Annotated in this window: 22 protein-coding genes; 3 read left to right on the top strand and 19 right to left on the bottom strand. The window is 69.5% G+C overall.

Annotated elements, in window-relative coordinates; translation table 11 throughout:
* Nucleotides 1-18 precede the first annotated feature (18 nt).
* The 13 genes from F4561_RS09655 to F4561_RS09595 form a co-directional block, all read right to left on the bottom strand.
* Nucleotides 19-1,218 (bottom strand): amidohydrolase family protein, encoded by a 1,200-nt coding sequence (locus F4561_RS09655; protein WP_184576914.1) that lies wholly within the window; start codon nt 1,216-1,218, stop codon nt 19-21.
* The gene (locus F4561_RS09650; RefSeq protein WP_184576911.1) at nt 1,215-1,802 is read right to left on the bottom strand and encodes an amino acid synthesis family protein; all 588 of its coding nucleotides are present in this window, start codon (nt 1,800-1,802) and stop codon (nt 1,215-1,217) included. Before F4561_RS09650 ends, F4561_RS09655 begins: the two co-directional genes overlap by 4 nt.
* Nucleotides 1,803-2,016: 214 nt before the next feature.
* Entirely contained in the window at nt 2,017-3,309 is a 1,293-nt protein-coding gene (locus F4561_RS09645; RefSeq protein WP_184576904.1) for a TRAP transporter large permease, read from the bottom strand.
* Between the two features lie 61 nt (nt 3,310-3,370).
* Nucleotides 3,371-3,877 (bottom strand): TRAP transporter small permease subunit, encoded by a 507-nt coding sequence (locus F4561_RS09640; RefSeq protein ID WP_184576901.1) that lies wholly within the window; start codon nt 3,875-3,877, stop codon nt 3,371-3,373.
* On the bottom strand, nt 3,874-4,929 hold the full coding sequence (gene dctP / locus F4561_RS09635; RefSeq protein WP_184576898.1) for a TRAP transporter substrate-binding protein DctP: 1,056 nt from the start codon (nt 4,927-4,929) through the stop codon (nt 3,874-3,876). The genes F4561_RS09640 and dctP overlap by 4 nt, the downstream gene beginning before the upstream one ends.
* A gap of 542 nt (nt 4,930-5,471) precedes the next feature.
* Complete coding sequence (locus F4561_RS09630; protein WP_184576895.1) at nt 5,472-7,115, bottom strand: thiamine pyrophosphate-binding protein; 1,644 nt, start codon at nt 7,113-7,115, stop codon at nt 5,472-5,474.
* A complete protein-coding gene (locus tag F4561_RS09625) occupies nt 7,106-7,894 on the bottom strand; it encodes an SDR family NAD(P)-dependent oxidoreductase (RefSeq protein ID WP_184576891.1) in 789 nt (262 codons plus the stop codon). Before F4561_RS09625 ends, F4561_RS09630 begins: the two co-directional genes overlap by 10 nt.
* Nucleotides 7,891-8,169 carry a hypothetical protein gene (locus tag F4561_RS09620; RefSeq protein WP_221445427.1) on the bottom strand — a complete coding sequence of 93 codons (279 nt, stop codon included), beginning with the start codon at nt 8,167-8,169 and terminating at the stop codon, nt 7,891-7,893. Before F4561_RS09620 ends, F4561_RS09625 begins: the two co-directional genes overlap by 4 nt.
* Before the next feature lie 17 nt (nt 8,170-8,186).
* Nucleotides 8,187-8,702: a 3-phenylpropionate/cinnamic acid dioxygenase subunit beta gene (locus F4561_RS09615; protein WP_221445426.1), complete on the bottom strand. Its 516-nt coding sequence runs from the start codon at nt 8,700-8,702 to the stop codon at nt 8,187-8,189.
* Between the two features lie 5 nt (nt 8,703-8,707).
* On the bottom strand, nt 8,708-10,024 hold the full coding sequence (locus F4561_RS09610) for an aromatic ring-hydroxylating oxygenase subunit alpha (protein WP_184576888.1): 1,317 nt from the start codon (nt 10,022-10,024) through the stop codon (nt 8,708-8,710).
* A 3-nt stretch (nt 10,025-10,027) separates the two neighbouring features.
* Nucleotides 10,028-11,074 carry a dihydrodipicolinate synthase family protein gene (locus F4561_RS09605; RefSeq protein WP_184576885.1) on the bottom strand — a complete coding sequence of 349 codons (1,047 nt, stop codon included), beginning with the start codon at nt 11,072-11,074 and terminating at the stop codon, nt 10,028-10,030.
* 66 nt (nt 11,075-11,140) lie between these two features.
* Entirely contained in the window at nt 11,141-11,986 is an 846-nt protein-coding gene (locus F4561_RS09600; protein WP_184576882.1) for a DODA-type extradiol aromatic ring-opening family dioxygenase, read from the bottom strand.
* Entirely contained in the window at nt 11,986-12,237 is a 252-nt protein-coding gene (locus tag F4561_RS09595) for a hypothetical protein (protein ID WP_184576879.1), read from the bottom strand. Before F4561_RS09595 ends, F4561_RS09600 begins: the two co-directional genes overlap by 1 nt.
* Nucleotides 12,238-12,765: 528 nt before the next feature.
* Here F4561_RS09595 and F4561_RS09590 point away from each other — a divergent pair.
* On the top strand, nt 12,766-13,353 hold the full coding sequence (locus F4561_RS09590; protein WP_184576876.1) for a hypothetical protein: 588 nt from the start codon (nt 12,766-12,768) through the stop codon (nt 13,351-13,353).
* Between the two features lie 69 nt (nt 13,354-13,422).
* Here F4561_RS09590 and F4561_RS09585 read toward each other — a convergent pair whose 3' ends face one another.
* From F4561_RS09585 to F4561_RS09565, 5 genes are all read right to left on the bottom strand, one after another.
* Entirely contained in the window at nt 13,423-15,042 is a 1,620-nt protein-coding gene (locus F4561_RS09585; protein ID WP_184576873.1) for a protein kinase domain-containing protein, read from the bottom strand.
* Nucleotides 15,043-15,214: 172 nt separating this feature from the next.
* A complete protein-coding gene (locus F4561_RS09580; RefSeq protein WP_184576870.1) occupies nt 15,215-17,404 on the bottom strand; it encodes a transglutaminase TgpA family protein in 2,190 nt (729 codons plus the stop codon).
* Complete coding sequence (locus F4561_RS33650) at nt 17,401-18,582, bottom strand: DUF58 domain-containing protein (RefSeq protein WP_184576867.1); 1,182 nt, start codon at nt 18,580-18,582, stop codon at nt 17,401-17,403. Before F4561_RS33650 ends, F4561_RS09580 begins: the two co-directional genes overlap by 4 nt.
* Before the next feature lies 1 nt (nt 18,583).
* Nucleotides 18,584-19,627, bottom strand: coding sequence for an AAA family ATPase (locus F4561_RS09570; RefSeq protein ID WP_312885201.1), 1,044 nt, complete (start codon nt 19,625-19,627; stop codon nt 18,584-18,586).
* Nucleotides 19,628-19,744: 117 nt separating this feature from the next.
* Nucleotides 19,745-21,685: a hypothetical protein gene (locus F4561_RS09565; RefSeq protein ID WP_184576864.1), complete on the bottom strand. Its 1,941-nt coding sequence runs from the start codon at nt 21,683-21,685 to the stop codon at nt 19,745-19,747.
* 676 nt (nt 21,686-22,361) lie between these two features.
* Between F4561_RS09565 and F4561_RS09560 the strand changes: the two genes are divergently transcribed.
* Nucleotides 22,362-23,249, top strand: coding sequence for an NAD(P)-dependent oxidoreductase (locus tag F4561_RS09560; RefSeq protein WP_184576861.1), 888 nt, complete (start codon nt 22,362-22,364; stop codon nt 23,247-23,249).
* A 53-nt stretch (nt 23,250-23,302) separates the two neighbouring features.
* Here F4561_RS09560 and F4561_RS09555 read toward each other — a convergent pair whose 3' ends face one another.
* The gene (locus F4561_RS09555; RefSeq protein WP_184576859.1) at nt 23,303-23,683 is read right to left on the bottom strand and encodes a VOC family protein; all 381 of its coding nucleotides are present in this window, start codon (nt 23,681-23,683) and stop codon (nt 23,303-23,305) included.
* A gap of 307 nt (nt 23,684-23,990) precedes the next feature.
* Between F4561_RS09555 and F4561_RS09550 the strand changes: the two genes are divergently transcribed.
* Complete coding sequence (locus tag F4561_RS09550) at nt 23,991-24,338, top strand: iron chaperone (RefSeq protein WP_184576856.1); 348 nt, start codon at nt 23,991-23,993, stop codon at nt 24,336-24,338.
* Nucleotides 24,339-24,455: the final 117 nt, after the last annotated feature.

Raw genomic sequence — 24,455 nt, 5'->3', positions numbered from 1 at the left:
CGTGACGTCCTTCGAGACTCAGTGAGCGCTCGACTCCAGGTGCGGGATCTGCGGCTCAACGCTCGCGCCGCGCGCGGAAGCGGGTGTGTTCCGGCTCTTCAGCGCGCGGACCTGCCCCGAGGTGATGACCGCGGAGATTCCGGGAATGTCGCCGACGGCGAGCGCGTCGCGCGCGTTGCCACGGGTCGAGCCCCACGGCGCGTCCATGACGACGAGGTCGCCCGCCCGCCCCTCGGTGACCAGTCCAGCGGGCAGGTTCCACGTCCGGGCGTTGTTGCCGGAGGCGGCCGCCCACACGATCGCGGAGTCGATACCGGTCAGCGACGCGAGCTCGGCGACGGTCTTGATCACTCCCAGGGGCATGACGCCGGTACCGGTGGGCGTATCCGAGCCGATGACGATCCGGGACAGGGCGTCCTGCCGCGCGGCACGTTCGAGGATGCGCACGGCCGACTTGAGGTTGCCGGCCTGGACAAGCTGGAGCGCCATGCCCGTCTCGTCCATGATCGTGTCCACCCCGTCGCGGTCCAGCGACGTCGGTCCGCCGTTGATGTGGCCGCAGACGTCCGGTGCCAGCGTCAGCAGGTGTTCGGGGGTGATCGGCTTGCTGCCCGGGATGCTCGCCCCGCCGGAGTGGCACATGACCGTGATGCCGTGCTGTTTGGCCCACCTGACCTGGTCGGCGCCCTCGGCGGGGTCCTCGTAGCGGCCGAAGCCGAACTTCGCGAGGACCACCCCGGCTTCCTGGAGGTCGGCGAAGTCGCGCTCCCGGAGCGTCGGCTCCAGGACCACGGATCCGGCGTGGACGGTCATCCCGCCGGGGCGGAAGTTCTCGAAGCAGGTCCGTGCGGCGATGGCCAGGGACTTGACCCCGACGGCGGTGTGCGGGCGGCCGGGAGCGTGGATCTCGCCGGGGCTCACGACGCTGGTGATCCCGCCGTGGACGTAGCTGGCGAGGAAGTCGACGGTCTTCTGCCTGGGCGTGTAGTCACCGAGCACGACGTGGCAATGGGAGTCGACGAGTCCCGGCGCGATGGTCGAACCCCGGGCGTCCACGACGGTGTCGGCATTGTCGATCGCGGCCTTGAGCTCCCGGGCGCTGCCGACACTGCTGATCGTGCCGTCGGTGACGATGACGGTGTCCGCTCCGTGGACAATGGGCGCTTCGACGTCGCCCGAGAAGACGGTGGCGGCTCCGGTGACAGCGAGCGTGTTCACTGTGCTCCGCCCTTCTTGGCGGCTTCGGCGGCGCTCATGCCCCCGACCCGCGCGTTGAGCCGGCCGCGGTTGGTCACCACGCCGATAACGACGAGCTCGTCTGGGTGGGGCGCGTCGGGAACGCGGATCTGCAGGCCGTCGTAGTGGCTGCGCACCCAGACGTCGTCCTTGTAGGCGGTCGGCACGTCGATGACGTCGCCCGCGACCGCGGGTTTGGTCATGGACGTGATCCAGGCTTTCCCGCCTCCGATGGCCTCGCGGAAAGCGTCCCCGAAGACCGCGGTCAGAGCCGCGTTGACGTGCTCCTGTTCCCCCTGCGACCCCACGAGGCCGCCCTTGCCGTAGCTCTCCACCGGCTCGGCGAGGAGGCGGACGGCTTCGAGTCCCAGGGACCGGCCCAGCTCGTTCGAGGCGTTGATGAGGCCGGAGAGGTCGGCAACGTATCCCTGTCCCGCGTACGGGTTCCTGATGACCGCGCAGACGGCGACCTTGCGGAGTTCCTCCCCGTCCGATCTGCCTGCCGAGGTTCGGATCGCCTCGACCTGCGCGAAGGTCTTTCGGACCTCAAGCGGCGAGTCGGCCACAGGTCCCTCCTTCTCCATCGTGTTCGCCGGATTCGTCAGGACCGGCACCTGCGATTGGTAGCGACGCTACGGCGGGTCGCGGCTTGGCAACATCACCCGGTCGGGTAGATCAGGGCCCTGCGCAAGGCGGGTGACCGGGCACGCCGAAGGCATGCCGGATCCGGGGGCGGCGGAGCGTCCGCCGCCCCCGGCTCGGGCACACCGGGGCGCGGACTCAGTCGACCGCGAAGAGGATCGTCCCGGGCCAGACAAGGAAGACCGCCATCGCCACGGCGAACGGGATCAGGAAGGGGACGCTCCCGCGGAACACCGTCACGACGTCCAGGGACTTGTCCAGGCCGGAGGTGATGAAGGCGTTGACACCCACCGGCGGGGTGATCGCTCCGATCGTGGTGACCAGGACGACGATGACCGTGAACCAGACGACGTCGTAGCCCAACTCCGTGATCAGCGGGAACAGCAGCGGAATGCTGATGACGAGGAACCCCAGGGCGTCCATGATCGCGCCGCCGACCAGGTAGATCGCCAGGACCGCGAGCACGATGGCGATCGGCGCGACAGGCAGGTCCGCCACCCACGCGGCCAGTTCGAACGGCAGCCGGCTGAGCGTGAGGAACCGGCCGAATACGACGGCGCCGGCCACCAGCAGGATCACCATCGCTGAGATCCGCAGCGTCTCGATGACCGACGTCCAGAACACGGCCCAGGTCAGGTTTCGCCCCGCGACGCCGATGACGATGGCCCCGAGCGCGCCGACCGCGGCCGCCTCCGTCGGCGTGAACAGGCCCGCGAAGATTCCGCCGATAACGACGAGGAAGAGCAGACCGACCTGGAACACACCGCCAAGGGAGGTGATCCGCTGCCTCCAGGTCGCTTTCGGTCCGGGTGGGCCGAGCTCCGGTCTGAACCAGCACATGGCGAAGACGGTGGCCAGCAGCAGCACGCCAACGAGGAGCCCCGGGGCGAGCGCGGCCTGGAAGAGCTTGGTGATGGACTGTTGGGACTGGACCGCGATGATGATGAGCGCGGTCGATGGCGGGATGAGGATCCCCAGGGTCCCTCCGACCGCGACCGATCCCCCCGCGAGCCGCTGGCTGTAGCCGTACTTCTTCATCTCCGGCAGGGCCACCGCGCCGATGGTCGCGGTCGAGGCCGAGTTCGATCCGGAGACGGCCGAGAAGCCGATACTCGCGGCGATGGTCGTCGCGGCCACACCCCCGGGAAGATGCCCGATCCACGTATAGGCGGCTCCGAAGAGCCTCCTGCTCATCCCGGTGCGGAAGACGATCTGTCCCATGAGGATGAACAGCGGGACGACCGCCATCGTGTAGCTGGAGAACTGCCCGTAGATGTCCGACGCCATCAGGTGCAGCGCCGAGTCGACGTCGGTGATGAGCACGGCGCCGACGAAGCCGACACCGAGCATGGCGAAGGACACCGGCATCCGCAGGAAGAGAATGCCCAGCATGATGACGATCCCGAGGACCGCCACAAGTGTCGGGGTCACGAGGTGCTCCGTTCAGCGCGGGGGGACAGCGATCGACGTCCGCGAGCCACCGGTGAGCTGGTCACCAGAGGTCCGCTTCGGACGACGGCCAACGCCATGACCGGATGATGCGGCCGAGGTCGCCGAGGAAGGCGACGAGCAGACCGACGACACCGGCGAGCAGCAGGAACACCAGCGGCCAGTGCGGAACGCGCAGGGCCTCGGTGGCGGAACCGGTCTCGTACTCGGTGAGTCCGTATCCGAGCAGGCTGAGCCCCAACTGGACGAACAGCGCGAACGAGGCGATCGTCACGACGGCTCCTATGACAAGGCGGAGACGCCTGCCCAACCGGCTGGTGACGATGTCGACGGAGACGTGCGCCTTGTGGACCTGCGCCTCACCGAGCGCCATCGCGCTGACCACGACGGCCGCCATCGACACCACCTCGAAGGTGCTCGGGATCGGTGCGGTGAACGTCCGCAGAACGATGTTGGCGACCAGCACCAGCATCATCGCGACCAGCGCCGCGCCACCGATGTGGGCGAGGAACCGCGCGAACCGGTCCGTCGCGGTGACAAGACCCGTCACTGCGAGTCCTCGGGACCGAGCTCCTCGGCGTGCTGGTCGGCCAGCTCGCGCATGCGGTCCAGCACCTCCTGGGCGTCGAAGTCGGCGTTGGAGTGGTCGGCGACCCAGTCCTCGGCGAGCTGCTCCATCTCCGCGTCCAGCTCGTCGCGGACCTCCGGGTCGAGCTCGTGCGTCTGCACGCCGTGCTCACTGTCCGCCCATTCGAGGGCCTCCCCGACGTTGGTCTCGTCGTGGTACTCCGAGGCGAAGGTCGTCATCTCCTCGCGCAGGTCGAGGATGGATTCCTGGACCTGCTCGGGGAGGGCGTCGAAGTCCTCCTTGTCCATGACGGCCACGAAGCTGTTCGAAACGCCGAAGGGATAGTCGGTGACGTGTCCGACCTGCTCGGCGAGCCCGAAGTCGCGCAGTACCTCACGCGAGGAGACGTAGCCGTTGATGGTGCCGATCTCAAGGTTCTCGGCGACCTCCGACATGGACAGGCTCACCGGCGCCGCCCCGAGGGACTCCAGCATGGGCAGTGACGCGCCGGAGCCGCGGAGGTCCTGTCCTTCGAGGTCCGCTATGCTCTCGACCGGTTTCTCCGTCTGCAGGTAGGCCGGTTCCGTGGTGAACGCGGTAAGGATCTGGTAGTCCTCGAACTCCGCGGGCTCGTACTCCAGCAGGAGGTCGAGGAACGTGGCGCTGGCCACCTGCGCGTTCTCGATCCCGACCGGCTGGTTGATCACCGAGGAGAACGCGAACCGGCTGCTGTCGTAGGCCGGGGAGTCCAAACCGACGTCCACCGCCCCCTCGGACACGCCGTCGTAGATGTCGCCCGCCTCCATCAGTGTTCCGCCGGGGTAGGTCTCGACCGTCACCTGCCCGTCGGTCTCCTCGGCGATCCGGTCGGCCCACTCCTCCATCTGCACGCCCGGGAACGACTCGGCCGGCGCGAAGAACGCGTAGCTCAGCTCGATCTCGTCATCAGAGCCGGCACTGCCCCCTCCGCCCATACACGCGGAGAGCAGGAGCGCGGTGCCCGACGCGGTGATTGCCGTAATAGAACGGTTCATTCGAGACATCTCGATCTCCAGGGTTTGGTTAGCGGCAAGCGGCGGGATCGAGCGGGAAGCTTTGGCGGTTCCCGAGTCCGCAGCGAGCGTGTGCAGGGACATTACTCATTGCTAAGTGGCTGGTCGTGACCCGTTCGGGTACAAAGTGCCGCTGGAATCAGCTAGATCGGTGATGTGGGTGCGTGGTGCGCCGTCCAACGGAGGCGGCGACGATGGCGGATGGTCTGGGTAGGTGCCCATCGCTGCGGTGGGCGCGTGGTGGCGCGTCCAGCGAGGCAGCGAAGACGGTGGGTGGGCTGGCCCGCAGTCATCGGTGCGGGTGCCCGCCGGTGGCGCGTGCGACGGGGGTGGTGCGGGCGTTCTCGGGGCGGAAACCGGCCCTGCGCCGCGCCATTGCGTGTCGAGGGTGACCGTGCAGACATTCTCGGCGCCGAGAATGTCTGCACGGTCACCCTCGATGGGGAACGGCCGGGTGCTTGCGCGCGGAACCCACCCCTCAACCCTCCGGCTCCTCACCGCCCCCCGTCGCGCGGGCCGGTGGGTCAGTGCCCGGCGAAGTCCTGTTCGGCCCAGGGGCCGACCACCGCCGGATCGATCCGGACGTCGAGGACGAGGACGCCGCGCGGTTCGGCGAACCATTCGGCGGCCTGGGCGAGGTCGGCGTGCTCCCGGACGGTGACCGCCCGTGCCCCGGCGCCCCGGGCCAGCCCCGCGATGTCGGTTTCCGGGAACCGCACGAGATCGAGCCCCGAGCCGTAGTCGAGGAAATGGTGGACCTCGGCGCCGTAGGCGCGGTCGTTGTAGACCACGACGAGGACGTCCAGGTCCAGGCGTACGAGGGTCTCCAGTTCGGATACCGCCATGAGGAACCCGCCGTCGCCGGTGGCGAGGACGGTGAGCCGGTCGGGTCTGGCGATGGCCGCGCCGACGGCGGCACCCAGGCCCAACCCGATGGACTGGAACCCCGCACTGGTGAAGACGAACCCGGCGGGGTCGGGCACGGACCAGCCCATCGCCGGCCAGCCGATGAAGTGACCACCGTCCAGCACGACGGAGCGCTCGGCGGGTAACAGCTCCTCCAACCGGGCGGTGATGTCGGCGGGATGGCACGTGCCCTCGGCGGAGGGGCCGTACGGAGCAGGGCCGCCGGGCCGCTCGACCCGGCCGAGCTCGCTCGCGGAAGGGCGGTCCCCGACCTCGGCCAGCAGCGCGCGTACCGTGGCGTCGACGTCCGCGACGATGCCGGTGCCGACGTTCTCATTGCGGCCGAGAGCGCTCTGCTCCCGGTCGACCTGGACCACCTTGACCTGCCCGTGGAAGACCGTGTCGCCGCGCGTCGTCCACGTCGTGAGCGAGGCTCCCAGCGCCAGGATCAGGTCGGCGGACTCCAGGGTCCGCACGGCGGTGGAGGTGGAGAACCCTCCCGCGATACCGACGTCGCGGGGGTGCCCGGCGAACATGCCCTTGACGACCGCGGTCGTCGCGAGGCGCGCCCCGATCCTGTCGGCCAGTTCGGCGGTCGCCTCACGGGCCCCCGACAGCCAGGCGCCTCGGCCCGCGAGGAGCACGGGGCGCCGGGCGGACAGCAGGTCCTGCGCCAGTTCCGCGACGACGTGGGCCGCTGGTCGCGGGCGCCCCGCCGGCCGGAGGGGCGCGGCGGCGCCGCCGAGTGCGGACGCGGTGGACGCCTGCACGTCCAGCGGCATGTTGAGGACGACGGGGCGGTGCTCGTCGAGTGCCCGGCGACAGGCGCGGGCCGTGTCGGCCGCGACCGTGTCGGGCCGGTGGAGATGCTCGGCGATCCCGCCCGCGGCGGTGACCAGCGCGGACTGGTCGAGGTAGAAGTTGGAACTGGTCATGCCGGCCGATGTCGCCCCCGCGAGGACCACGACCGGGCTCCGGCTCTTCGCGGCCTCCGCGAGTGCCGTCAGGGTGTTGGTCAGGCCCGGCCCCTGGTGGACGCTGCAGACGGCGAGCCGTCCCGTGGTCCGCCAGTGGGCGTCGGCCATCGCCAGGGCACCCGCCTCGTGGCGGGCCCCGAAGAAGCGGGCCCCGCTTTGCACGAGCGCGTCGGTGGCGACGAAGTTGCCGCTGCCCACGACCCCGAAGACGGTGTCGATCCCGCGGTCGGCGAGTGTCGCCCCCACCACCTCCGCCCCGTTGGCGGCGTTCCCGGTTACGTCCATGTGCCACTTCCGGCATCGGTATTGATAACGACCCCCGTGACGACCCGGGCGGCCCCCGGATCGGCGAGATAGGCGTAGGCGCCGCTGTGGTCCCGGGGTTGTGGTGTGACCCCGAGGACGTTGCTCCGGGCGATGCGTTCGTCGCGCCCCTCGACCCGGTCGGCGGTCATCTCCTGGCCGAGGGTCCGCAGTCCGCCGAAACGCGTGCCACCGGTCCCGCCCGGCGCGACACCGTTGACCCGGACCCGCGGCGCGAGGTCGGCCGAGAGGTGGTCCACGACACCCCGGAGTGCCCATTTCGAGCTGCCGTAGAGCACGCCGCCGCCACGCGGGTGGAACGCCGACTCCGACAGGGTCAGCGTCACCGAGCCGCGGGCCGCGCTAAGCGCCTCGAAACACACGTTGACCGCCTTCAGCGCGCTGAGGACATTGGTGTGCCACATCTCGTTGCCCGCCGACTCCAGCTCCGCCGGGGTGAGCTCGCGGACGGACACGTAGTGGTCGAACACCCCGACACAGCTGGTGAGGTGGTCGAGGCCGCCGTCGTCGCCGCGGGCGATGTCCAACGCCTCGGCCAGGACCTCGGAGTCCGTGGCGTCGCCGGCGATCACCCGGAGCCGGTCGGCACCGCTGCGGCGCAGCATGTCGGCGTGCTCGGGGGATCTCTCCAGCACCGTGACGCGGGCACCGAGGGCCAGGTAGCGTTCGCAGACCGCCTGCCCGATACCCGATCCGCCCCCGGTGACCAGCATGCTCAGCCCCGCGAAAGCCCCGCTCATGGTCCCGGGTTCCGCGCCAGCAGGGACGTGATGAACTCCGGTTCCTGGTAGCTCAGACAGTCCAGCGCCACCGCGTCGAAGCGGACACACGCGTTGCGCCTGGGCGAGTAGATCTCCAGCCGCATCCCGTTGCGGGTCTCGACCTTGCGTACGACGACGTCGACGAACTCGTTGGCGATGACGATGGGTCCCTCGTTGCCTCCGTCGCGGGGGTAGTGGAGAACCTCGCCGTCGTCCGGGTTTTCCGCCTGGGGGGTGGGAACGGCCTCACTCATGGGTGCGCTCCTTGTGCTCAGAGGAGGATCGACAGGTTGTGCCCGTTGATGACGGACTGGTCGATTACCGCGTAGCGCCGCGCCAGCAGCAGCCCGCCGTCCACGCGGCGGATCGTGTCCTTGCGGGCGATCGAGTAGAAGTTCGGCTCGATGCTGTCGCCCCGGCTGCGGTAGATGAGGCAGTTCGAGGACACGAGGAGCTCGTCCGCGCGCTCGCCCGGGTCGGCCACGATGTTCGTGACGTAGTGCCGCGTGCGCGACGGTGGCTGCTCGGCCCAGGCGAAGTCCGTTTCGAGCCGCTCGACCCGCAACGTGAGCGTCCGCTTGTCGTCGTCGAAGATCCGGGACGTCGGCGAGACCTCCCAGTCGGCCTGGCCCTCCCGGGTCACCCGGAGCGGCACGACGTACCTGGCGTCGTCCGCCAGGTGGTCGAGCCAGTCCCGGTACCTGCGTTCGTCGAGCGCGAGGGCTTCCCTGTACAGGAAGTCGGTGACGTCGAGGACCGTGTCCCGGTCCGGTTTCTCCGATGCCACGCCGATCACTCCCGTCCGGTCATGTAGTCGGACCACCGGGACCACAGGTTCCGGAAGTTGGAGTCGTTGACGTAGGGCTTGACCACGTGTCCGGGTCCGGGGAAGTCGGGGTCGGGGACGCTGTCCATTCCCATTACGTAGGGGAACTCGACGTCCCTGGCCATGTTCGACCCGGCCGAACGGGTCACGCGCGCCCAGTTCTCCAGGTCGTCCTGCTCGAAGGTCCCCGCCTGGGCGAAGGCCAGCGTGTAGGCGCGGTAGGCCTCCCGCTTGTACTCCTCCGAGGCGTCCTTGGGGACCAGGCACCAGGAGTACATCTCGGTCCTGCCCGGACCGATCGGGTGGTAGAGGCGCATGGTCACGAACCGCACCCCCGCCTCCCCCGGGACGATACTGAACGGCTGCATCAGGAAGGACAGGTTGGGAAACACCGTTCCGACCGCGGTCCGGGTCTGGGAGAAGACCTCGACCTGTTCCGGCGACAGGCTGCGGCGCATCTCGTCGGCCAGCTCCTCCGGGAATCCCGCGAAGGGCGGGAAACCCGGCGTGTGCCCGAGCCCGATACCGTGCCCCCTGCCGGGGATGCTCGCGGCCCAGCCCTGGCTGTGCGTCGACCCGGAGGAGGCGAAGTAGCCGAGGTTGAACCCGAACTGGTGGGCTACCGGAGTGTGGTAGCCATCCCCGGAGAAGTTCTCGGCGGCGATCTTCCAGTCGGTCTCGGTCACCCAGTGGTCGGGGGGACCGTGCACCTCGCTGCCCGAACTTCCCTGCTTGAGGTAGAGGTCCAGGTAGAACTGGAACCCTCCGAGGTACTCGTCAAGCGGCGGGGCGTTCGGGTCGAGCGTTCCGAACACCAGGCCCGCGTAGGTCTCGGTACGTACCTTGATCAGGCCCCAGTCGCGCTTGTCGAGCCTGCCCTCGTAGCCCTCCTTCATGTAGGGGACCCCGACAAGCTCCCCGGAGTTCTTGTACACCCATCCGTGGTACGAGCAACGGAAGTGCGAGGCGTTGCCCATCTCGGACTTGCACATCATGTTGCCGCGGTGGCGGCACATGTTGAGACTGGCGTGGATCTCCCCCGACTCAGCGCGGGCGACGATCAGGTTGTTGTTCGCTATGTAGCGCGTGACGTAGTCACCGCGGTTGGGGATCTCGGACTCGTGGGCCAGGAAGCACCAGGCCTTCGCGAAGACGCGCTCCTGCTCGACGTCGAAGATCTCCTGGTCGTTGAAGACGTGCGCCGGGAAACGCCCGTGCGGCACACCCTCCCTGATCCTTTCGAGCTCCGCTTCGGCGCCGGAACCAATGGGTCTCGTCGCCATGGCTCACACCCTCTCGGCGTTCCGGGACGAGGAGGAGCCCAGCTTCGCCTCGATCTCGGCGGTGATCTGCTTATAGCGCTCGACGTGCTCCATCGTCGTCCGGTGGTGGACCTCGGGAACAAGGTCCTCGGTGTAGGGCACCCGGCTCTTGCCGACGTCCATGTAACCGGCGGCGTTGACGCGGATCTTCTCGAGGGGGATGTTGTACTTCGCGAACTCGAAGAAGTCCTGCCCGACGATGAAGGGCTCGTGGGCCCACCGCAGACGCTCCGTCAGCCAGCGCGCGTCCTCGGTGCGCCCTTCGCGGAGGGCGTCGCGCAGCGCGAGGACGGGAGCGGGGCCCATGGCGGTGGTCGACGACCACGCCATTCCGACCAGCTCCTCGCCGTACATCTCCCAGGCCGGGAACCAGTCGGTCTCGATCGGCATCAGGGGGAAGCTTGTCCGGGTGTGGGCCATGTCGTTGTGGTAGCGGAAGCCGACCGACGCTCCCCCGGCGTACTTGACCGCCACGACCTGCGGAAGCTCAACGAGAGTGCGGTAGACGGAGCGCGGGATGACCCCGCCGAAGGCGGCCGTGTTGTCATAGACGACGATGGCCAGCTCGGGCACGGCCTCGGCGACGTGCCGGTAGAACCTCTCCATGATCGGCGCGACCATGTCGCCCCACATGGGACGGCCGAGCAGGGTCCCGGTGGCCCCGATGTCCGCCAGGAACCTCATCCGCGCGATGGTGTCGCGGGTGTTGAGGGTGGTGGCACCGACGAAGATGGGGAAGTCCGGGTCCTCGGAACGCGCGGTCTCGACCACGCACGTGGCGTAGGCCTTCCACTCCTCCAGGGTCAGCGTGCCCATCTCGCCCAGAGTGCCGTTGGTGGCGATCGCGTCCACGCCATCACGGATGAGGGACCGGATCATGCGCTCGGACTCCGCGAGGTTCACGGTGTTCTCCGCGTCCACCCGGTCCGCGCCCGGAAGCGCCGGCGTAGGGGGATAGGCCATGACGCCTCGCATGTCGCGACCGGTCACCTTGGGAAGTTTGCTACTCATCAGGTCCTGCCTTCTTCTTGGTACTGAACGGGGTTCGCGGGATGTCCGTGGGCCGGGTGGCGGGGTTCAGACCCGCGCCGCCGCGACCGCGGTCCCGGTGAGCCACTCGGGGACGGGCTCGTAGGCCAGGACGTCGAACGGCACCTGGACCGAGCCCGCCGCGACGAGCCACGTCCGGATCTCGTGGGCGCCGTTTCCGGCGGCATCGATCTCCTCCGCGGTGTAGGAGAGGAGGCGGCTCTCGTCACCGCTCTCGAACCGGCCGATGAAGTCGCGGTCGAACTCCGTGTTGATCTGGCCCGACTCCGGCAGCCCGACCCAGTGGGACAGGCCGCCCGTTCCGATGACGACCACGCGCTGGGCCTCGGTCTGCGCCTCGACCGCGCGGCGGATCATCCTGCCGAAGTCGTGGCAGCGCCGCACGGTCGGCCAGGGCGGGTTGACGCCGTTGACGATGATGGGGACGAGGGGGTACTTCGACTCGGGATCGAGGTGCTTGAAGGGAACGCAGAAGTTCTCGTCGAATTCCAGGCCGCCTTCCACCAGGGCGGGGTCGAAATCCGATTCCAGAGCGAACTCGTACATGTGCCGGCCGAGCCGGGAGTGCCCCGGATACTGGTGCTGTGCCACGTTGAGGAACTCACCCATTTCCTTGGTGACCGGCCCCAGGTACGAGTCGCTCGTCGCGACGGCGAATGCTGGAAGGTTTCCCAGGTGGAAATTGGTAAAATGCTCGACGGAAACAGCGACAACCGCGTCGGGCGCGAGCGCGTCGATCCGGCTGCGCGCCTCCGCGAAAGCGGACTCCACGGCCGCGCGCTTCGCGGGTTCCGCGCGTTCGGGCCATCCCGTTATGCCGGGTGAATGCGAAGCGGTGAACGCACCCACCACACGTCCGGTGGTCTGGGCCATCAGTTCTTCTCCCCCCGTATCTGGGCGTAGTAGTCAGCACGGTCGACCTTCAACTGGATCGCGCAGAAATAGATCAGGTAGGGGTTGAACCCGCGCTCGTACATGGCCTTGAAGTCGAGTTCGCGCATGGCGGTACGGTCCTCGCCCGAAATACCGTAGGAATCGAGTATCGGGTCCGGATCAGCGCGGTACCGATCCGCCAGGTCCGGGTCCTTGCGAATGTCCCACAGCAGTTTGTGGAGGCTGTACACCGGCTCACCTTCCTCGTTCCTCTGATGGCTTTTCGTTGACCCGGCACGGATACGCCCGGCCGGTGAATTTCCGTTGCGGAGACTCCGGCCGGGGTAACGAAGCGGTGGGCTGCTGGTGTCCAAAGCCTAAAGAAATGATCCTGCCGGGCGCGTTACCCTTTCGGGTAGTTTCCGGCAAGGAGGCCGACACGGCGGCGGTAGTCGGCAACGCGGGTTTCTGGACCGGCGGCGCGCTCGCCGCGGCGTGCGGGCGGGGCGCGCGGCTCCCGGCCGCCACCGGCCGCGGCCATGCCGCTGTGGTCGATGCGGGCCCGCCGCACCGCCACCGGTGTCCGGCACAGCGTCCGGGTGTATGCTCGGCGCGCGCCCGCGCGGTTGGTGCCGGGGTACGCACGGCTCGGTTCTCGTTCCCCAACCGTCGAGGCACAGGTCGGATGCTCTCGCCAGTCGAACACTCGCCCACGGGAGTGGCCGGCGTCCCCGAGAGCCCTGCCCGATCCGCTGCCCTGCCTGCCGGAGGCTGAGATAATGGTACGTCGCAGAGTTGCCGAACCAGGCACCGAACAGGCGCGCAGTGGCCCGGAGCTACCTGCCGACTGGGCCGCGGAGCCGGTGCTGCTCGGCTGCCACAGGGGCGCCGGCGCCACCACGTTTCGCGTGCTGCTGGCAACGCCGTGGGATCTCGGGGCCTACACCCCGGAGCGCGGTACGCTCAGCGCGTTCGGACGGCCGCTCGTGCTTGTCACCCGGGTGGACGCGATCTCGACCACCCAGACCATGGGCGCCGCCAACCTCATCCGGGAGAACCGTCTGCACTGCGCCGCGCTGGTCCTCGTCGCGGACGCGGCTGGTTCCGAACCGCCCGAGGTCGCGGCGTCGTTGCGCGTACTGGAGGACGCGGTGGGGAGTATCGTCCGCTTCCCCTTCGTCCCCGCTCTGGTGCACGTCGACAGCACCGACGCCGACCAGGTACGCCTTCCCAGGAAGGCGAAGCGGGCGTTGACGCAGATCAGAAACGCGTGCGAGGAGGCTGCCCGCGCGCACCCGGCGGGAGCGGCGCCGGGAGAGCGCACCTCCGGTGCGCAGCGGCCGGCCCCCGGGCCCACCGGAATCTGAGCGCGTGGCTGGTCTCGCCGCTGTGCCGCCGTACGTCTGGCGCGCGTGAGTACGCATCGGGCGCTCCGGTCACGCGTCGTCGTCCTCGTCGTCCTCGTCTCGCGTTGTGCAGAGCTCTTCGGAGGGGACCATCTCGTCGGTGGATTGGACGGCGACCACCTTGAAGCAGTACTCCACGTCGGGGTTCAGCCCGTTCACCTCCACCTCCGAGGTACCGGCAGCGGCGTTCGCCAGTGTTGTGGCCTCCTCGCCGACGGGTCCCCCCACCACGTAGTGCGGTGCGGTTCCGCCGGAGCTGTCGGTCCAGGAAAGCGTCGCGCTGATGGTGCCGTCGCGGATCTCAAGGCCCGTGGGGGCGATGTCGGGCAGCTCCGCATCGCGGTCGGGTTGCTCCTCCTCGGTCGTCACCGAGCCGGCCACGTCATCCTCGGAGATCCGCTCATCGGGCTCCTCTTCCGGCCCTTTCGGCTGCTCCGACTCGGCCCGCGCCTCCTCCGTCTCGGACTCATCGCTCATGAGCCGTGCGACACCGAGCCCTCCCGCCAGGACCACGAGCACGGCCGCGCCGGTGATGGCGACCGGCCGCACGCGGGACGACCTGCTCCGTTGCGGTGGTGGGGCACTGACAGGGACGTCGACGGGCGGGTGCACACCGAAACCCGTGTCCTGCGGGCCGGACGGGACGTGGGACGGTGCCCCGTAGGCGCCATGCGCGCCTTCCGGAACCGCGAAACGCCGGGCCGGTTCGCGGCCGGCGGGTTTCGACGGGGCCGCGCGTTGCTCGGCGTCCGCGCCCGCGTAGGGGGCGTCCTCATTGGTCACGGGCGCGTCTGGCAACGCGGCGGGGGGCGGGGGCGCCGACTCCTGGCTGAGCGCCCGGCGCAGGTCGTCCGCGTTGGCAATGCGCTGGTCCGGCTCTTTGGCCAGGCCTTGGGCGAGAATGGCGCGGAGCCAGTCGGGGAGGTCGTTGCGCGGGACCGGCGGCGCCGGGGCGCTGAGTAGGCGGAACCGGTACACATCCTGGCTGACCGGTGCGCCGTCCGCGCCGGCGAAGGGGGCGTGCCCCGCTAGCAGGGTCCACAGGGCGGAGGTGAGCCGGTAGACATCCGAAGCCGGGCTGGGATGGCCGCCGAGCAGCTCTTCCGGGGGCGCGTGCTCCAGGGTGCGCGCCGTGTAGTAGACCGGCGGGAACGGGCGGTCCAGAGGTTGCGCGGCACCGAAGTCGATCAGGGCGGCACCGAAACGCGTGCGGAGGATGTTCTCGGGCGTGACCGCGTGGTGCAGCAACCCGTGCGTGTGCACGGCCTTGAGGCCGCGCGCGATCCGCTCCCCGACCGCGACGGCCTCGCCGACGGGGAGGGGGCCGCTGCTCTTCAGGACCCGGTCGTAGCTACCGTCAGCGCAGTACTCCGTGACCACGTAGGAACGCCCGGAGCCGGTGAGGCCGGACCGCAGGATCGGTTGTATCCCCTTGTGGACGGAGAGCGGGCGCCACAGGCCGACCTCGTCGCGCCCCCCTGAAGGCGACCGGGCGTTCAGGAGCTTGACCACCACCGGACGGCCGATCCCGCTCCCATCGCTCCTGGCCTGGTAGAGGACGGACGCGTCACCACGGTGCAGCATGGTCGGCGAGTTGACCCCGAGTTCTGCCCACAGGCTCTGGAACGGGTCACGGGAACGGACACTCATGGCCGGCCTGCCTTTCTTCGGTCCCGCGCCGCCGCGCGCCACAGCTCGTCGCCACCGCACGCACCCGCCGGGGTACACGCGATGGTGCGCCTGTCCAGTACACCCACCATGACTCCCAGTTCGTTAACGTCGGCCCGCTTGGCCGGGTCGGCCGCCGACGAGCGCGGTTCGGTCATCTGCGGCCCCAGAAAAGCGGCCGGGGATCCGTCCACCACAGCAGCCGGCGGGAATGGGACTGCGCTGCGCGCAGGTCGGCCGTGTAGGTGCGCACTTCGTCGACCGCCCGGTGCGCGGCGTCCGCGCTGACGCGCTCGCCGTGGGCGCCAGCGGGTCCCATGAAGGCCATGGCGTTCATGGTGGTCGCCAGCGTCCAGCGGCGGTCTCGCCCTTCCGGGGGCGGAAGGAGCTCGTCGCACCGCGCGAGCACGTCCGCGACGGTGTCGGAGGGCAGCGGTCCCGCCCTCGCGAGGCGCATCTCGTCGCGCAACTCCCACCAAGCCCCCGTCAGCCGCTTCTCCGGCGGTCCCGCGGTCAGGCGCAGCCTTCTCCGCACGGCTCGGAGCGCCGTGGTGAACAGGGCACCCGCGACAAGCGCGGCGAGCAGGCCGGTGCCCACCCATCCCACCGTCCACCAGGCGTGGGTGACGTCCAGGAAAGCCCCGCTCGCCTCCGACTCGTCGGTGTCCTCCTCGGGAGAACCGCCGTCCCATGACTCGTCCGCCGCGCCTCCCCCGCCGGCATCGGAGACAGCGGAGGCGCCGTTCTCCTTCGGGTCGCCAGGGGTGACGTCGAACGGTGCCCACCCCACCCCTTCGAGATAGACCTCCCCCCACGCGACCGCGTCGCCGGTGCGGACCGTGTAGGTCTGGTCGTCCTCGGCTGTCCCGGGACCGAAGCCGACCACGACCCGGCTCGGCAGTCCGGAGGCGCGCGCCAATAGAGCGAAGGCGCTGGCGAACTGCTCCGAGGTGCCTCCTCCGCCCTTCTCACCGGGCGCGACGAGCAGCGTGTCGAGATTGGCGTACCCGTGGCCACCGGAGGACTCGGGGTCGAACCCGTAGTTGCCGCGCAGATAACCGGCCAGGCGGTTGGCCCGCTGGTAGGGCGTTCCGTCGCTGAACCGTTCGGCGATTTCGGTGATCTGCTCCGGCGGGTCCTCGGGGAATCGCAGGTAGCGCTCGAACTGCTCCTTGTCGGGTTCGCCTGCCGCGTTGAGGTTCTCCTCTTCGTAGCTGGGAACCTGACCGATGACGGTGTACTCGGCGTCCTCCGCCGACCCGTCGGCGGTCCGGAGCGTGGTCGATTCGGGGGCGTAGGCCACGGACGCCCCGGACACGTGGCGCGGCACCCCGACAACCGGCAGCCAGTGCCCCGGCAGGGCGTCCACTTCCACCGTGACCTCCTGATTGGGGCCGTCCGGGACGACCGTCTCCGGAGCGGGCAGCTCCTCGGCCGCGGACCGATACCGGCTCTCCGGTCGCCAGGTGATCCCGTCGAAGTCCGACAGGGTGGCCCACCGCAGGTCCGTGGGCTCGTCGGCGGTGACGGTCAGCAGGTGTTCACCGGGTTCGGCGGCCCACTCCGGCAGGTAGCTCAATGGGCTGGCGCCCGACGTGTCCTCCTCGGGAGGCGTCACGACGGCCCGCAGGTCCGCGGGACTGACCGCGGAACCGTACAGCGCGAGCGGCCCGATGTAGGTGGTGAGCGTCGCGACGACGGCGACCACGCAGCCCAGCGCGAGTGCCCGGGAAAGCCTTCCGGCGCGCACGGCGCGCTTCGTCGCGACGCGGACCTCCGCGGCCCGGGGCCCGGTGGCACCGCCCGCCGAGAGGGCGAGCAGGAGGACCGCCGCCAACGCGAAGAGCGCGGTGGGCAGGTAGGCGTGGCGGACCTCCGGTCCGTTGAGCACAGCCGCTCCGACCAGTGCCAGCAGCGGGCACGTCACGGCGGCCAGGGGGTGGTCGCTGTGATAGGCGAGCGCAGCGGCCACCCCGGACAGCCAGATCGCCAGGGCCGGCAGGGCGAGCGTGTCGGCGGCGACTGTTGTCGGCAGCGCGGTGGTCAGGATGCGGGCACCCGAGTTCGCGACCGCGTCGAGTGTCCCCCACCAAACACTGGTCGCGGCACCGGGAAACACCGCCACCAGCACCGCCGTTCCCGCGAAGGCGACGGGAAGCCCGAGAAGCAGGACGGCCGGTGCTGGGAAGTACCGGCGGAGCAGACCGGCGACCAGCACTCCGGCCACCGCCCACACGCTCAGCGTCGCCGCAACGGTTACCGGTTCCGCGTAGGCGGGAGCCAGGGCGAGTCCGGGAGCGGCGGCGCAGGAGGCGAGCGCCGCGTAACCCGCGAGGCGCCTCATGACGACCACCTCTGCCGGCCCCACTGCGATGCCAGATCCTGGGCGTCGCTGGCGTTGAGCACCGTGACGCCGGGAAACGCTCCAATGGGCGTTCCAGAACGGCACAGGGAGACAAGGACGAGCCGGGGGTAGAGGTCGGCCAGTTGGCCGAAGCCGCGGGCTTCGGATTCGCTCAAGGAGGCACTGACCAGCACGAGCGTATCGCCGCTGGGGCGCTTGCGCAGACGCCACAACTCGTCCGGGAGGTGCGCCCTGGTGTCGACCTCGGCCTCGGCCAGCAGGTCGAGGAGCGGCGCCAACGTGCCCGTGCTCTCCCGGCTCCGCCCGCTGACGAGCCTCAGCTCGCACGACCAGCGGCCCTCGACCGCGGCCGCGCACACGGCAGCCGCAACACTGGCGACCTCGTCAAGCGCACCCAGGTCGTCGCCGGTCTCACCCGCCCGGTCGTCAGCGACGACGGTGAGCCGGACATGGGAGGCGTCGACGTGTTCCCGCACCATCAGCCGGCCGTGCCGGGCCGTGCTGCGCCAGTGGATGTGCCGCACGTCGTCGCCCGGGACGTACTCGCGCAGGGCATGGAAGCTGACGCTGCCGGTGCGCCCACCGTCGTAGCCGCCTTGGGGGTCGTCCGACCGGCCCACCGGCATGGCGTGCAGCGCCTCCCATCGCGGGTGCACCCACACGCGTTCGGTGGTATCGGAGCCGCGCCGCGCGGTCACGAGCCCGAGGGGGTCGCGCCGGCGCGACTCTATGGGGCCGAGGTCCAGTACGCCGCGGCGTTGTGCCGGCACCCGGTACCCGGTGGCGTCGGGGGCCGCTGATCGCCCCACCGGCAGCTCCACGAGGGACGCGCCGGAAGGTCCCCGAACGTGGTCGGCGAGGAGGTGCGCTGGCCTCCCCCGGCCGTTTCCGGAAGCCCCGAGGAAGACCTCGACCTCGTCGCCCGGTGACACCCGCGAAACCGCGACCCTGCGCCACGCGTTCACCGCCTGGAGCCGGCCGACCAGGACAAGCGCGAGCAAGACGACGGCGCACGCCGACCCGCCCAGGACGACCAGCTCCCGGTACCCGAACAAGGCTCCGGACAGCAGGAGTACCGCACCACCGGCGACCACCAGCCAGCCGCGGACCGTGGGGCGTACGGCTCCGCCGCCTGCCGGGTCCGCCGCGCCCGACACGTCAGGCGTCCCCGGGCCGGACCGGGCTCGGGGCCGGCACGCGTTCCACGATGCCCGCGACAACCTCCGCGGAGGTGCGTCCGCTGATCGCGGATCCCCCCGCGAGCACGAGGCGGTGCGCCCATACCGGGACGGCGAGGAACTTGACGTCCTCCGGGGTGGCGTAGTGGCGGCCTTCACTGTGGACGAGCATCCGCAGAGCGCGGACGAACGCCTTCGTGGCACGGGGTGACACTCCGACCCGGATCTCGTCGTGCTCCCGGCTCGCCCGGGCGAGCCGGAGTACGTAGTCGTAGATGGAGTCATGGACGAACACCCGCCCGGCCGCCTCGGTCATCTCCGCGAGTTCCCCGGCGGGGACAACGGTCCGCAGCTCCTCGGGGGCGCGGAGACGCTCACCGCGCATGATGGCGAGCTCGGAATCCGGACCGGGGTAGCCAAGCGACAGCCGCATCAGGAACCGGTCAAGCTGCGCTTCGGGCAGCCGGTAGGTCCCGTCCATCTCCACGGGGTTCTGCGTGGCGACGACCAGGAAGGGGCGGGGTACCGCGTGACGCTCGCCGTCCACGGTGACCTGGCGCTCCTCCATCACCTCGAGCAGCGAGGACTGCGTCTTCGGGGACGCCCGGTTGATTTCGTCGGCGATGACGACGTTACTGAACACCGGACCCGGGTGGAACTGGAAGTCCCGGGTGTCCTGGTTGTACACGGGAACGCCGGTGACGTCGGACGGCAGCAGGTCCGGGGTGAACTGGATGCGGCGCCACTCGCCGTCAGTCGCGGCGGCGATGGCGCGGGCCAGCGTGGTCTTGCCGACGCCAGGAACATCCTCCAGCAGGATGTGGCCTTCGCATAGCAGGGCCACCAGCGCGAGCCGGGTCACGTCGGACTTGCCCAGCAACGCCGACTCGACCTCGCCGGACAGCCGCGCGAAGCGTTCGGCGTGCTCAGCGACCTCGGCTGTCGCCGAGCCCGACGGGGCACCGTCATCGTCGCGGTGGTCAGCCGAGGCAGCCGAATCCACGGAAGGGGGCGTTGTCGTCACTGTCTCTTCTCTGTCGTGTTTGCGGAACGGAGGTAAGGAAGGCGCCGGGCTTACCACCGCGCCGCGCAAGCGTGCGTTGCGTGGTGGTACGCCCGGCGCCGCAAAAGGCCGAGGGTGCTACTGGGGTCCGGTGGCCGCCTCGTCACCTGGCGCGGCGCCCTCGGACTCCGGGGCCACAGGCTCTTCGGGCTCCGGCTCCGGCTCCGGCTCCGGCTCGGGCTCGGGCTCGGGCTCCGGCACCGGATCGGGCTCGGGTTCCGGCTCAGGTTCCGGCTCCGGCACCGGATCGGGTTCCGGCTCAGGCTCGGGCTCAGGCTCGGGCTCAGGCTCGGGCTCAGGCTCCGGCTCAGGCTCCGGCTCAGGCTCGGGCTCAGGCTCCGGCTCAGGCTCGGGCTCCGGCTCAGGCTCCGGTTCCGGCTCCGGCTCAGGCTCGGGTTCCGGCTCAGGCTCCGGTTCCGGCTCCCCTGGCCAACCCGGCTGTCCGGGGTCCTCGGGGTCCTGGGAGTCCCCGGGGTCCTCCGGGTCCGGGAGGTCCGGAAGGTCCGGCACGTCGTTGTCTCCTGGAGGGCCGTCGTTCGACCCTCCAGGAGGACCGTCGTTCGACCCTCCAGGAGGACCGTCGTTTGGCCCTCCGGGAGGGCCATCATTCGGCTCTCCAGGGGGGTCGTCATTCGGTCCTGGTTCGCCTCCCTCGGGTCGGCCCGGAGGCGTCTGCTCGTCGTGACTCCTGGTCTCCTCGTCGTGGTCCCCGTCCTCGTTCTCCGGCCGCCCGTTGTCGTTCTCCGGCTCCTTGGGCAGCTCCGACTGTTCGTCCGGTGTGCTGGCGTCGCCGAGGTCCGGGCGCTCCGGCACGTACTCGTCAGCGTCAGGGTCGTCGACGTACTGCTCGCCGTCGTTCCCGTTCTCGCCCGCGTCCCCGTCGCTCCCTTCGTCCTCGGGCTCGGGGTCGTACTTGTTCACTTCGCGCACATTGCCATCGGCATCGATGATCAGCGCAGACTCCGACTCGGGGGCGTTGACGAACAGATGCTCGCCCCGGACTTCGAGCTCCAGGTCGCTCTCTGCCGCGTCAGGCACGCGAATGGTGCTCATCTGCTGCCCACCGGACTCGAACTCCCGCACCACGCCCTCTTCGGGCTGAGGCACGTACACCCGACCGGAGAAAGCAAGCGCGGTGTCGGGGCGGGTTCCGTGAACACTGTAGGCGGCGGCCTCCGGGGAGTCCCCGATCCCGGTGACCGTCACAACAGCGGCCGAGTCCGCGATGGTGACCGAGGCCAGGTCGCCGTAGGTCCGGTCGGGGAGCTCGGCCCCGCTGAGAGAGCGTGGTGACTCAACGACGTCGACCGAGTTCGAGGTGACGATGTTGAGCTCGTCAGTGTCGCGGTTGGCGGCGAGCACGCCGGAGTCGAGCACGGACATGGCGATGTCCGCGCCGGGGTCGCTGACCGGGATGCTGTCGATGACCTCGGGTTGTTCTCCATCGGTCTGCAGAGAGATGACGGTGCCCTGGGAGGGAGAGGCCACCCACAGGACGCCTTCGCTGTCGAACTGCCCTCCGACAAGGGGCCCGGCGACGCGCAGCACCTCGCCGACAGGTTCCAGCGTCTCGGGGTCGACCCGGCGGACCTCGCCGTTGGCCCGGTCGATGATGACAGCACCGCTGTCCCCGAGCACGAAGTGTTGATCGCCCTCGGTGCCGACCTCCGTGTTACCCGTGAAATCCAGGTTGACCAGGTCAATCGAGGCCATGTCACCTGTGTGGAGATCGTGAACGACCAGGCGTTTGTCGTTCTGGGCGAGCCTGACCGGGTGCTCCGCGGACTGCTCCACCGCCTGCACGAGGTCGACCTGCCCATTGTGGGCGTTCACTCGAATGACCTCGCCCGTGGTACTGCTCCAGAGCCAGGTGGTGCCATCAGAGAGCTCGTCCCAATGGCTGAGGGCACCGAAACCGAAGAACGCAGTTCCTACCAGCCCGGTCGCCAACGTCGTGACAGCTCCGACTGTTGCGCCTTTCCCCATACGTCCCTGCCCGCCGGTGAACTTTTCGCGCAAGGTGCCCTATCTCCTGTCGATTCTCGGGGCGGAGGTACAGCGGACAATGACCGCCCGCGGCACCACCGGGGGGTGATCCCTAACTAACAGAATGTCATCTGCCTGGGTTGGACGCCGAAAAGAGTGGTCCCATGCCTGGAAGACGAACCCCCGGTGCGAGTAAGCGCCATTATGCACGGAGAATCCGCTATCCACGTGTCGTTGAAGGAACTTTACCCGGAACGTTAGACCAGTTGAAGAGGAAATCCACAGCAGGGGCACCTGTCAGCGAACCGCCGCGGGCTATCCAGCGCCAACGGAAGGCCACCAACCCAGCAGCCCAGCACCGGCGGCTGCGTATCGCGCATAACTTCCGGCTCCAGTCAGGGACGCGGCAGGAGGCATGGCCCCGGGAGGAGTTCGGCCGGTTGCGGCGGGGCTCGCGATGACTCCGCCACGTTGACCTCAACCGCACTTGACGTTCTAGTTTCGTTTCCGTGGGAGTTCGGGCGGCGGATATCGCGACTCACGGTTGCGTCCCCGGTCGTCAGCACATGGTACGGCGCTGCTTGGTGAGAAGGGGACAGCCAAGAAATGCCTGGTCATGAACTGGTGGCCGTGGTCCATGCGCACTCCCGCCGAGAAATTCCGGAAGACACTGAGCTAGACACCTGCTGCCGAGAGGAATTCCGTGCCGATGACAACAACGCCTGACGCCTCATCCGCTCCGATCACCGTGCTCGGCCTCGGTGACATGGGATCCGCGATCGCCCGTGTCTTCATAGACCGCGGCCACCCCACGACGGTGTGGAACCGCACCGCGAGCAAGAGTGCACCCCTGGTCGAGGCCGGCGCCTCGCCAGCGGAGACGGCCGCGGAAGCGGTCGCGGCCAGCCCACTGGTCGTGCTCTGCGTCCTCGACTACGAGGCAGTCGACGCGGTGCTCTCCTCCGTTGGCGACGCGATATCGGGCAGGGCGTTGGTGAACGTCACCAGCGGCTCGCCGAGCCGGGCACGCGCGACCCAGCAATGGGCCAGCGAACACGGCGCCGAGTACCTGGACGGCGGCGTGATGGGAGACCCGCCGGACCTGGGTTCGGGACAGGTGATGCTCCCCTACAGCGGGTCCCGTACAGCCTTTGACACCCACGAGGCAACGCTGCGGGAGTTGGGTACCCCCACGTATCACGGCACCGACGCCGGCCTGGCCTCCGTCGAGTTCATGGCCCAGGTGGCCGTCGGGTACGAACTCCTCATCGGCTTCCTGCACACCCTCCGGCTGGTGCACAAGGAAGGGGGCGACGTGGCGGAGTTCGCCGAACGCGTCGCCGGTTCCGTCTCCGACTACCCGGCGTTGCTGACAGCGATCGGAGAAGCCGTCCGCGACGGCGAGTACCCACCGGACCTTGGGCCGCTGTCGGTGCAGTCCGCTCTGATGGGCGACCTCGTCGATCACCGGCAGTCCCTCGGAGTGGACTCGGTGCGGATGCGCGAGGTGAAGGAGCTGATGGACAAGCGGGTCGCCGACGGCCACGGTGACCAGGGCTTCTCCAGCCTGTCCGCGTTGCTGGACAACCAGCAGTGACACCGGGGCGCGAGCGGTCGGGACGACGCGTGGTCCGGGCCGCCCGCACCCCGCTAACGTTTAGGCTCGAACAACTCGACCGGGTTGCCCGCGGGGTCCTCGAGCAGGATCTGCTTGCCACCGCGGCCCTCCACGATCTCGTTGCGGAACCGCGCCCCGGCCTCACGCAGGCGCTCCACCTCCGTGTCGAGATCGTCCACCTCGAACTGCACACGGTTCCAGCCGCCCGGCTGCGGTACACGGCCATCGGGCGTCGTCTCCCCCGCACCGCCGCCACCGCCCGGCGTGTTGAGCAGCAGGCGAAGCGCGCCGCGGGACAGCGCGACGAAACCGGGGCCAGGGTGGAAGTCCACGTCGAAACCGAAATGGCGGGTGTAGAACGTGATCGCCGCGTCGATGTCGTCAACGATGTAGCGCACACTTACGGTGGACATGTCACCGCTCCCTTCGCTCTGCCCGCGGACAGATGCCGGCCGCGCCCGACCAACCCTAGCGGTAAAGGTATGTGGGGGCAGGCTTCCTCGTGACCTCTCCCCAGCTTCGCGCGGATCCGTTCGGGGTCGCTGGTGGACGAGCTGGTCGACAGCCTCGTCATGCACCGCTTCGCAGTGCGCCGCCGCCATTCGGCTCGGTACTGCTGTTGTCACGCATGCCGTTGCGCCAAGCGATGAATTCCGGCCGCGCGGCCGGTCATACTCCACAAGGACGCAACGCACCGCGACGGGCCGGGAGGCAGGCGCCATGCCAGAAAAATTCGCGAGCGTCGATGAGTACATCGCCGCATTTCCCACCGACGTCCAGACGGTCCTGCGGAAAGTACGGCGCACCCTGCACGATGCAGTGCCCGATGCGACCGACAGGATCAGCTACCGGATGCCGGCGGTCACCGTCTCCGGGAAACCACTGCTGTACTTCGCGGGCTGGCAGAAACACATAAGCCTGTACCCGATCCCCGAGACGGATGACGCCCTGGCCCAAGAGCTGGCTCCGTACAAGTCGGGTAAGGGCACGCTCAAGTTCCCGCTCGCCCGGCCCGTTCCCTACGACCTCATCGGGCGAGTGGCCGCGCTCTTCGCCGCGCAACGCTGAAGCCGCCAACCCGGCACCCGAACCGGCTCCGCGCCGAACAAGCCGAGGCCCCGCGCGCGAACGGTGCCCGTCTTCCTCCCGGCCCCTGCTTGCGGGCCGACGCGGGCTCGGCGGTTC

The sequence above is a fragment of the Lipingzhangella halophila genome (assembly GCF_014203805.1).
GTDB classification, from domain to species: Bacteria; Actinomycetota; Actinomycetes; order Streptosporangiales; family Streptosporangiaceae; genus Lipingzhangella; species Lipingzhangella halophila.
This window is presented reverse-complemented; position numbering and strand designations above follow the sequence as displayed.

Bases quoted from the DNA above. Each gene is read 5' to 3' on its own strand.
- dctP (WP_184576898.1), bottom strand. From the start codon at position 4,929: ATGAACCGTTCTATTACGGCAATCACCGCGTCGGGCACCGCGCTCCTG.
- F4561_RS09555 (WP_184576859.1), bottom strand. From the start codon at position 23,683: ATGTCCACCGTAAGTGTGCGCTACATCGTTGACGACATCGACGCGGCG.
- F4561_RS09600 (WP_184576882.1), bottom strand. From the start codon at position 11,986: ATGGCCCAGACCACCGGACGTGTGGTGGGTGCGTTCACCGCTTCGCAT.
- F4561_RS09580 (WP_184576870.1), bottom strand. From the start codon at position 17,404: ATGAGGCGCCTCGCGGGTTACGCGGCGCTCGCCTCCTGCGCCGCCGCT.
- F4561_RS09590 (WP_184576876.1), top strand. From the start codon at position 12,766: ATGGTACGTCGCAGAGTTGCCGAACCAGGCACCGAACAGGCGCGCAGT.
- F4561_RS09625 (WP_184576891.1), bottom strand. From the start codon at position 7,894: ATGAGCGGGGCTTTCGCGGGGCTGAGCATGCTGGTCACCGGGGGCGGA.
- F4561_RS09630 (WP_184576895.1), bottom strand. From the start codon at position 7,115: ATGGACGTAACCGGGAACGCCGCCAACGGGGCGGAGGTGGTGGGGGCG.
- F4561_RS09605 (WP_184576885.1), bottom strand. From the start codon at position 11,074: ATGAGTAGCAAACTTCCCAAGGTGACCGGTCGCGACATGCGAGGCGTC.
- F4561_RS09610 (WP_184576888.1), bottom strand. From the start codon at position 10,024: ATGGCGACGAGACCCATTGGTTCCGGCGCCGAAGCGGAGCTCGAAAGG.
- F4561_RS09550 (WP_184576856.1), top strand. From the start codon at position 23,991: ATGCCAGAAAAATTCGCGAGCGTCGATGAGTACATCGCCGCATTTCCC.
- F4561_RS09585 (WP_184576873.1), bottom strand. From the start codon at position 15,042: ATGAGTGTCCGTTCCCGTGACCCGTTCCAGAGCCTGTGGGCAGAACTC.
- F4561_RS09560 (WP_184576861.1), top strand. From the start codon at position 22,362: ATGACAACAACGCCTGACGCCTCATCCGCTCCGATCACCGTGCTCGGC.
- F4561_RS09620 (WP_221445427.1), bottom strand. From the start codon at position 8,169: ATGAGTGAGGCCGTTCCCACCCCCCAGGCGGAAAACCCGGACGACGGC.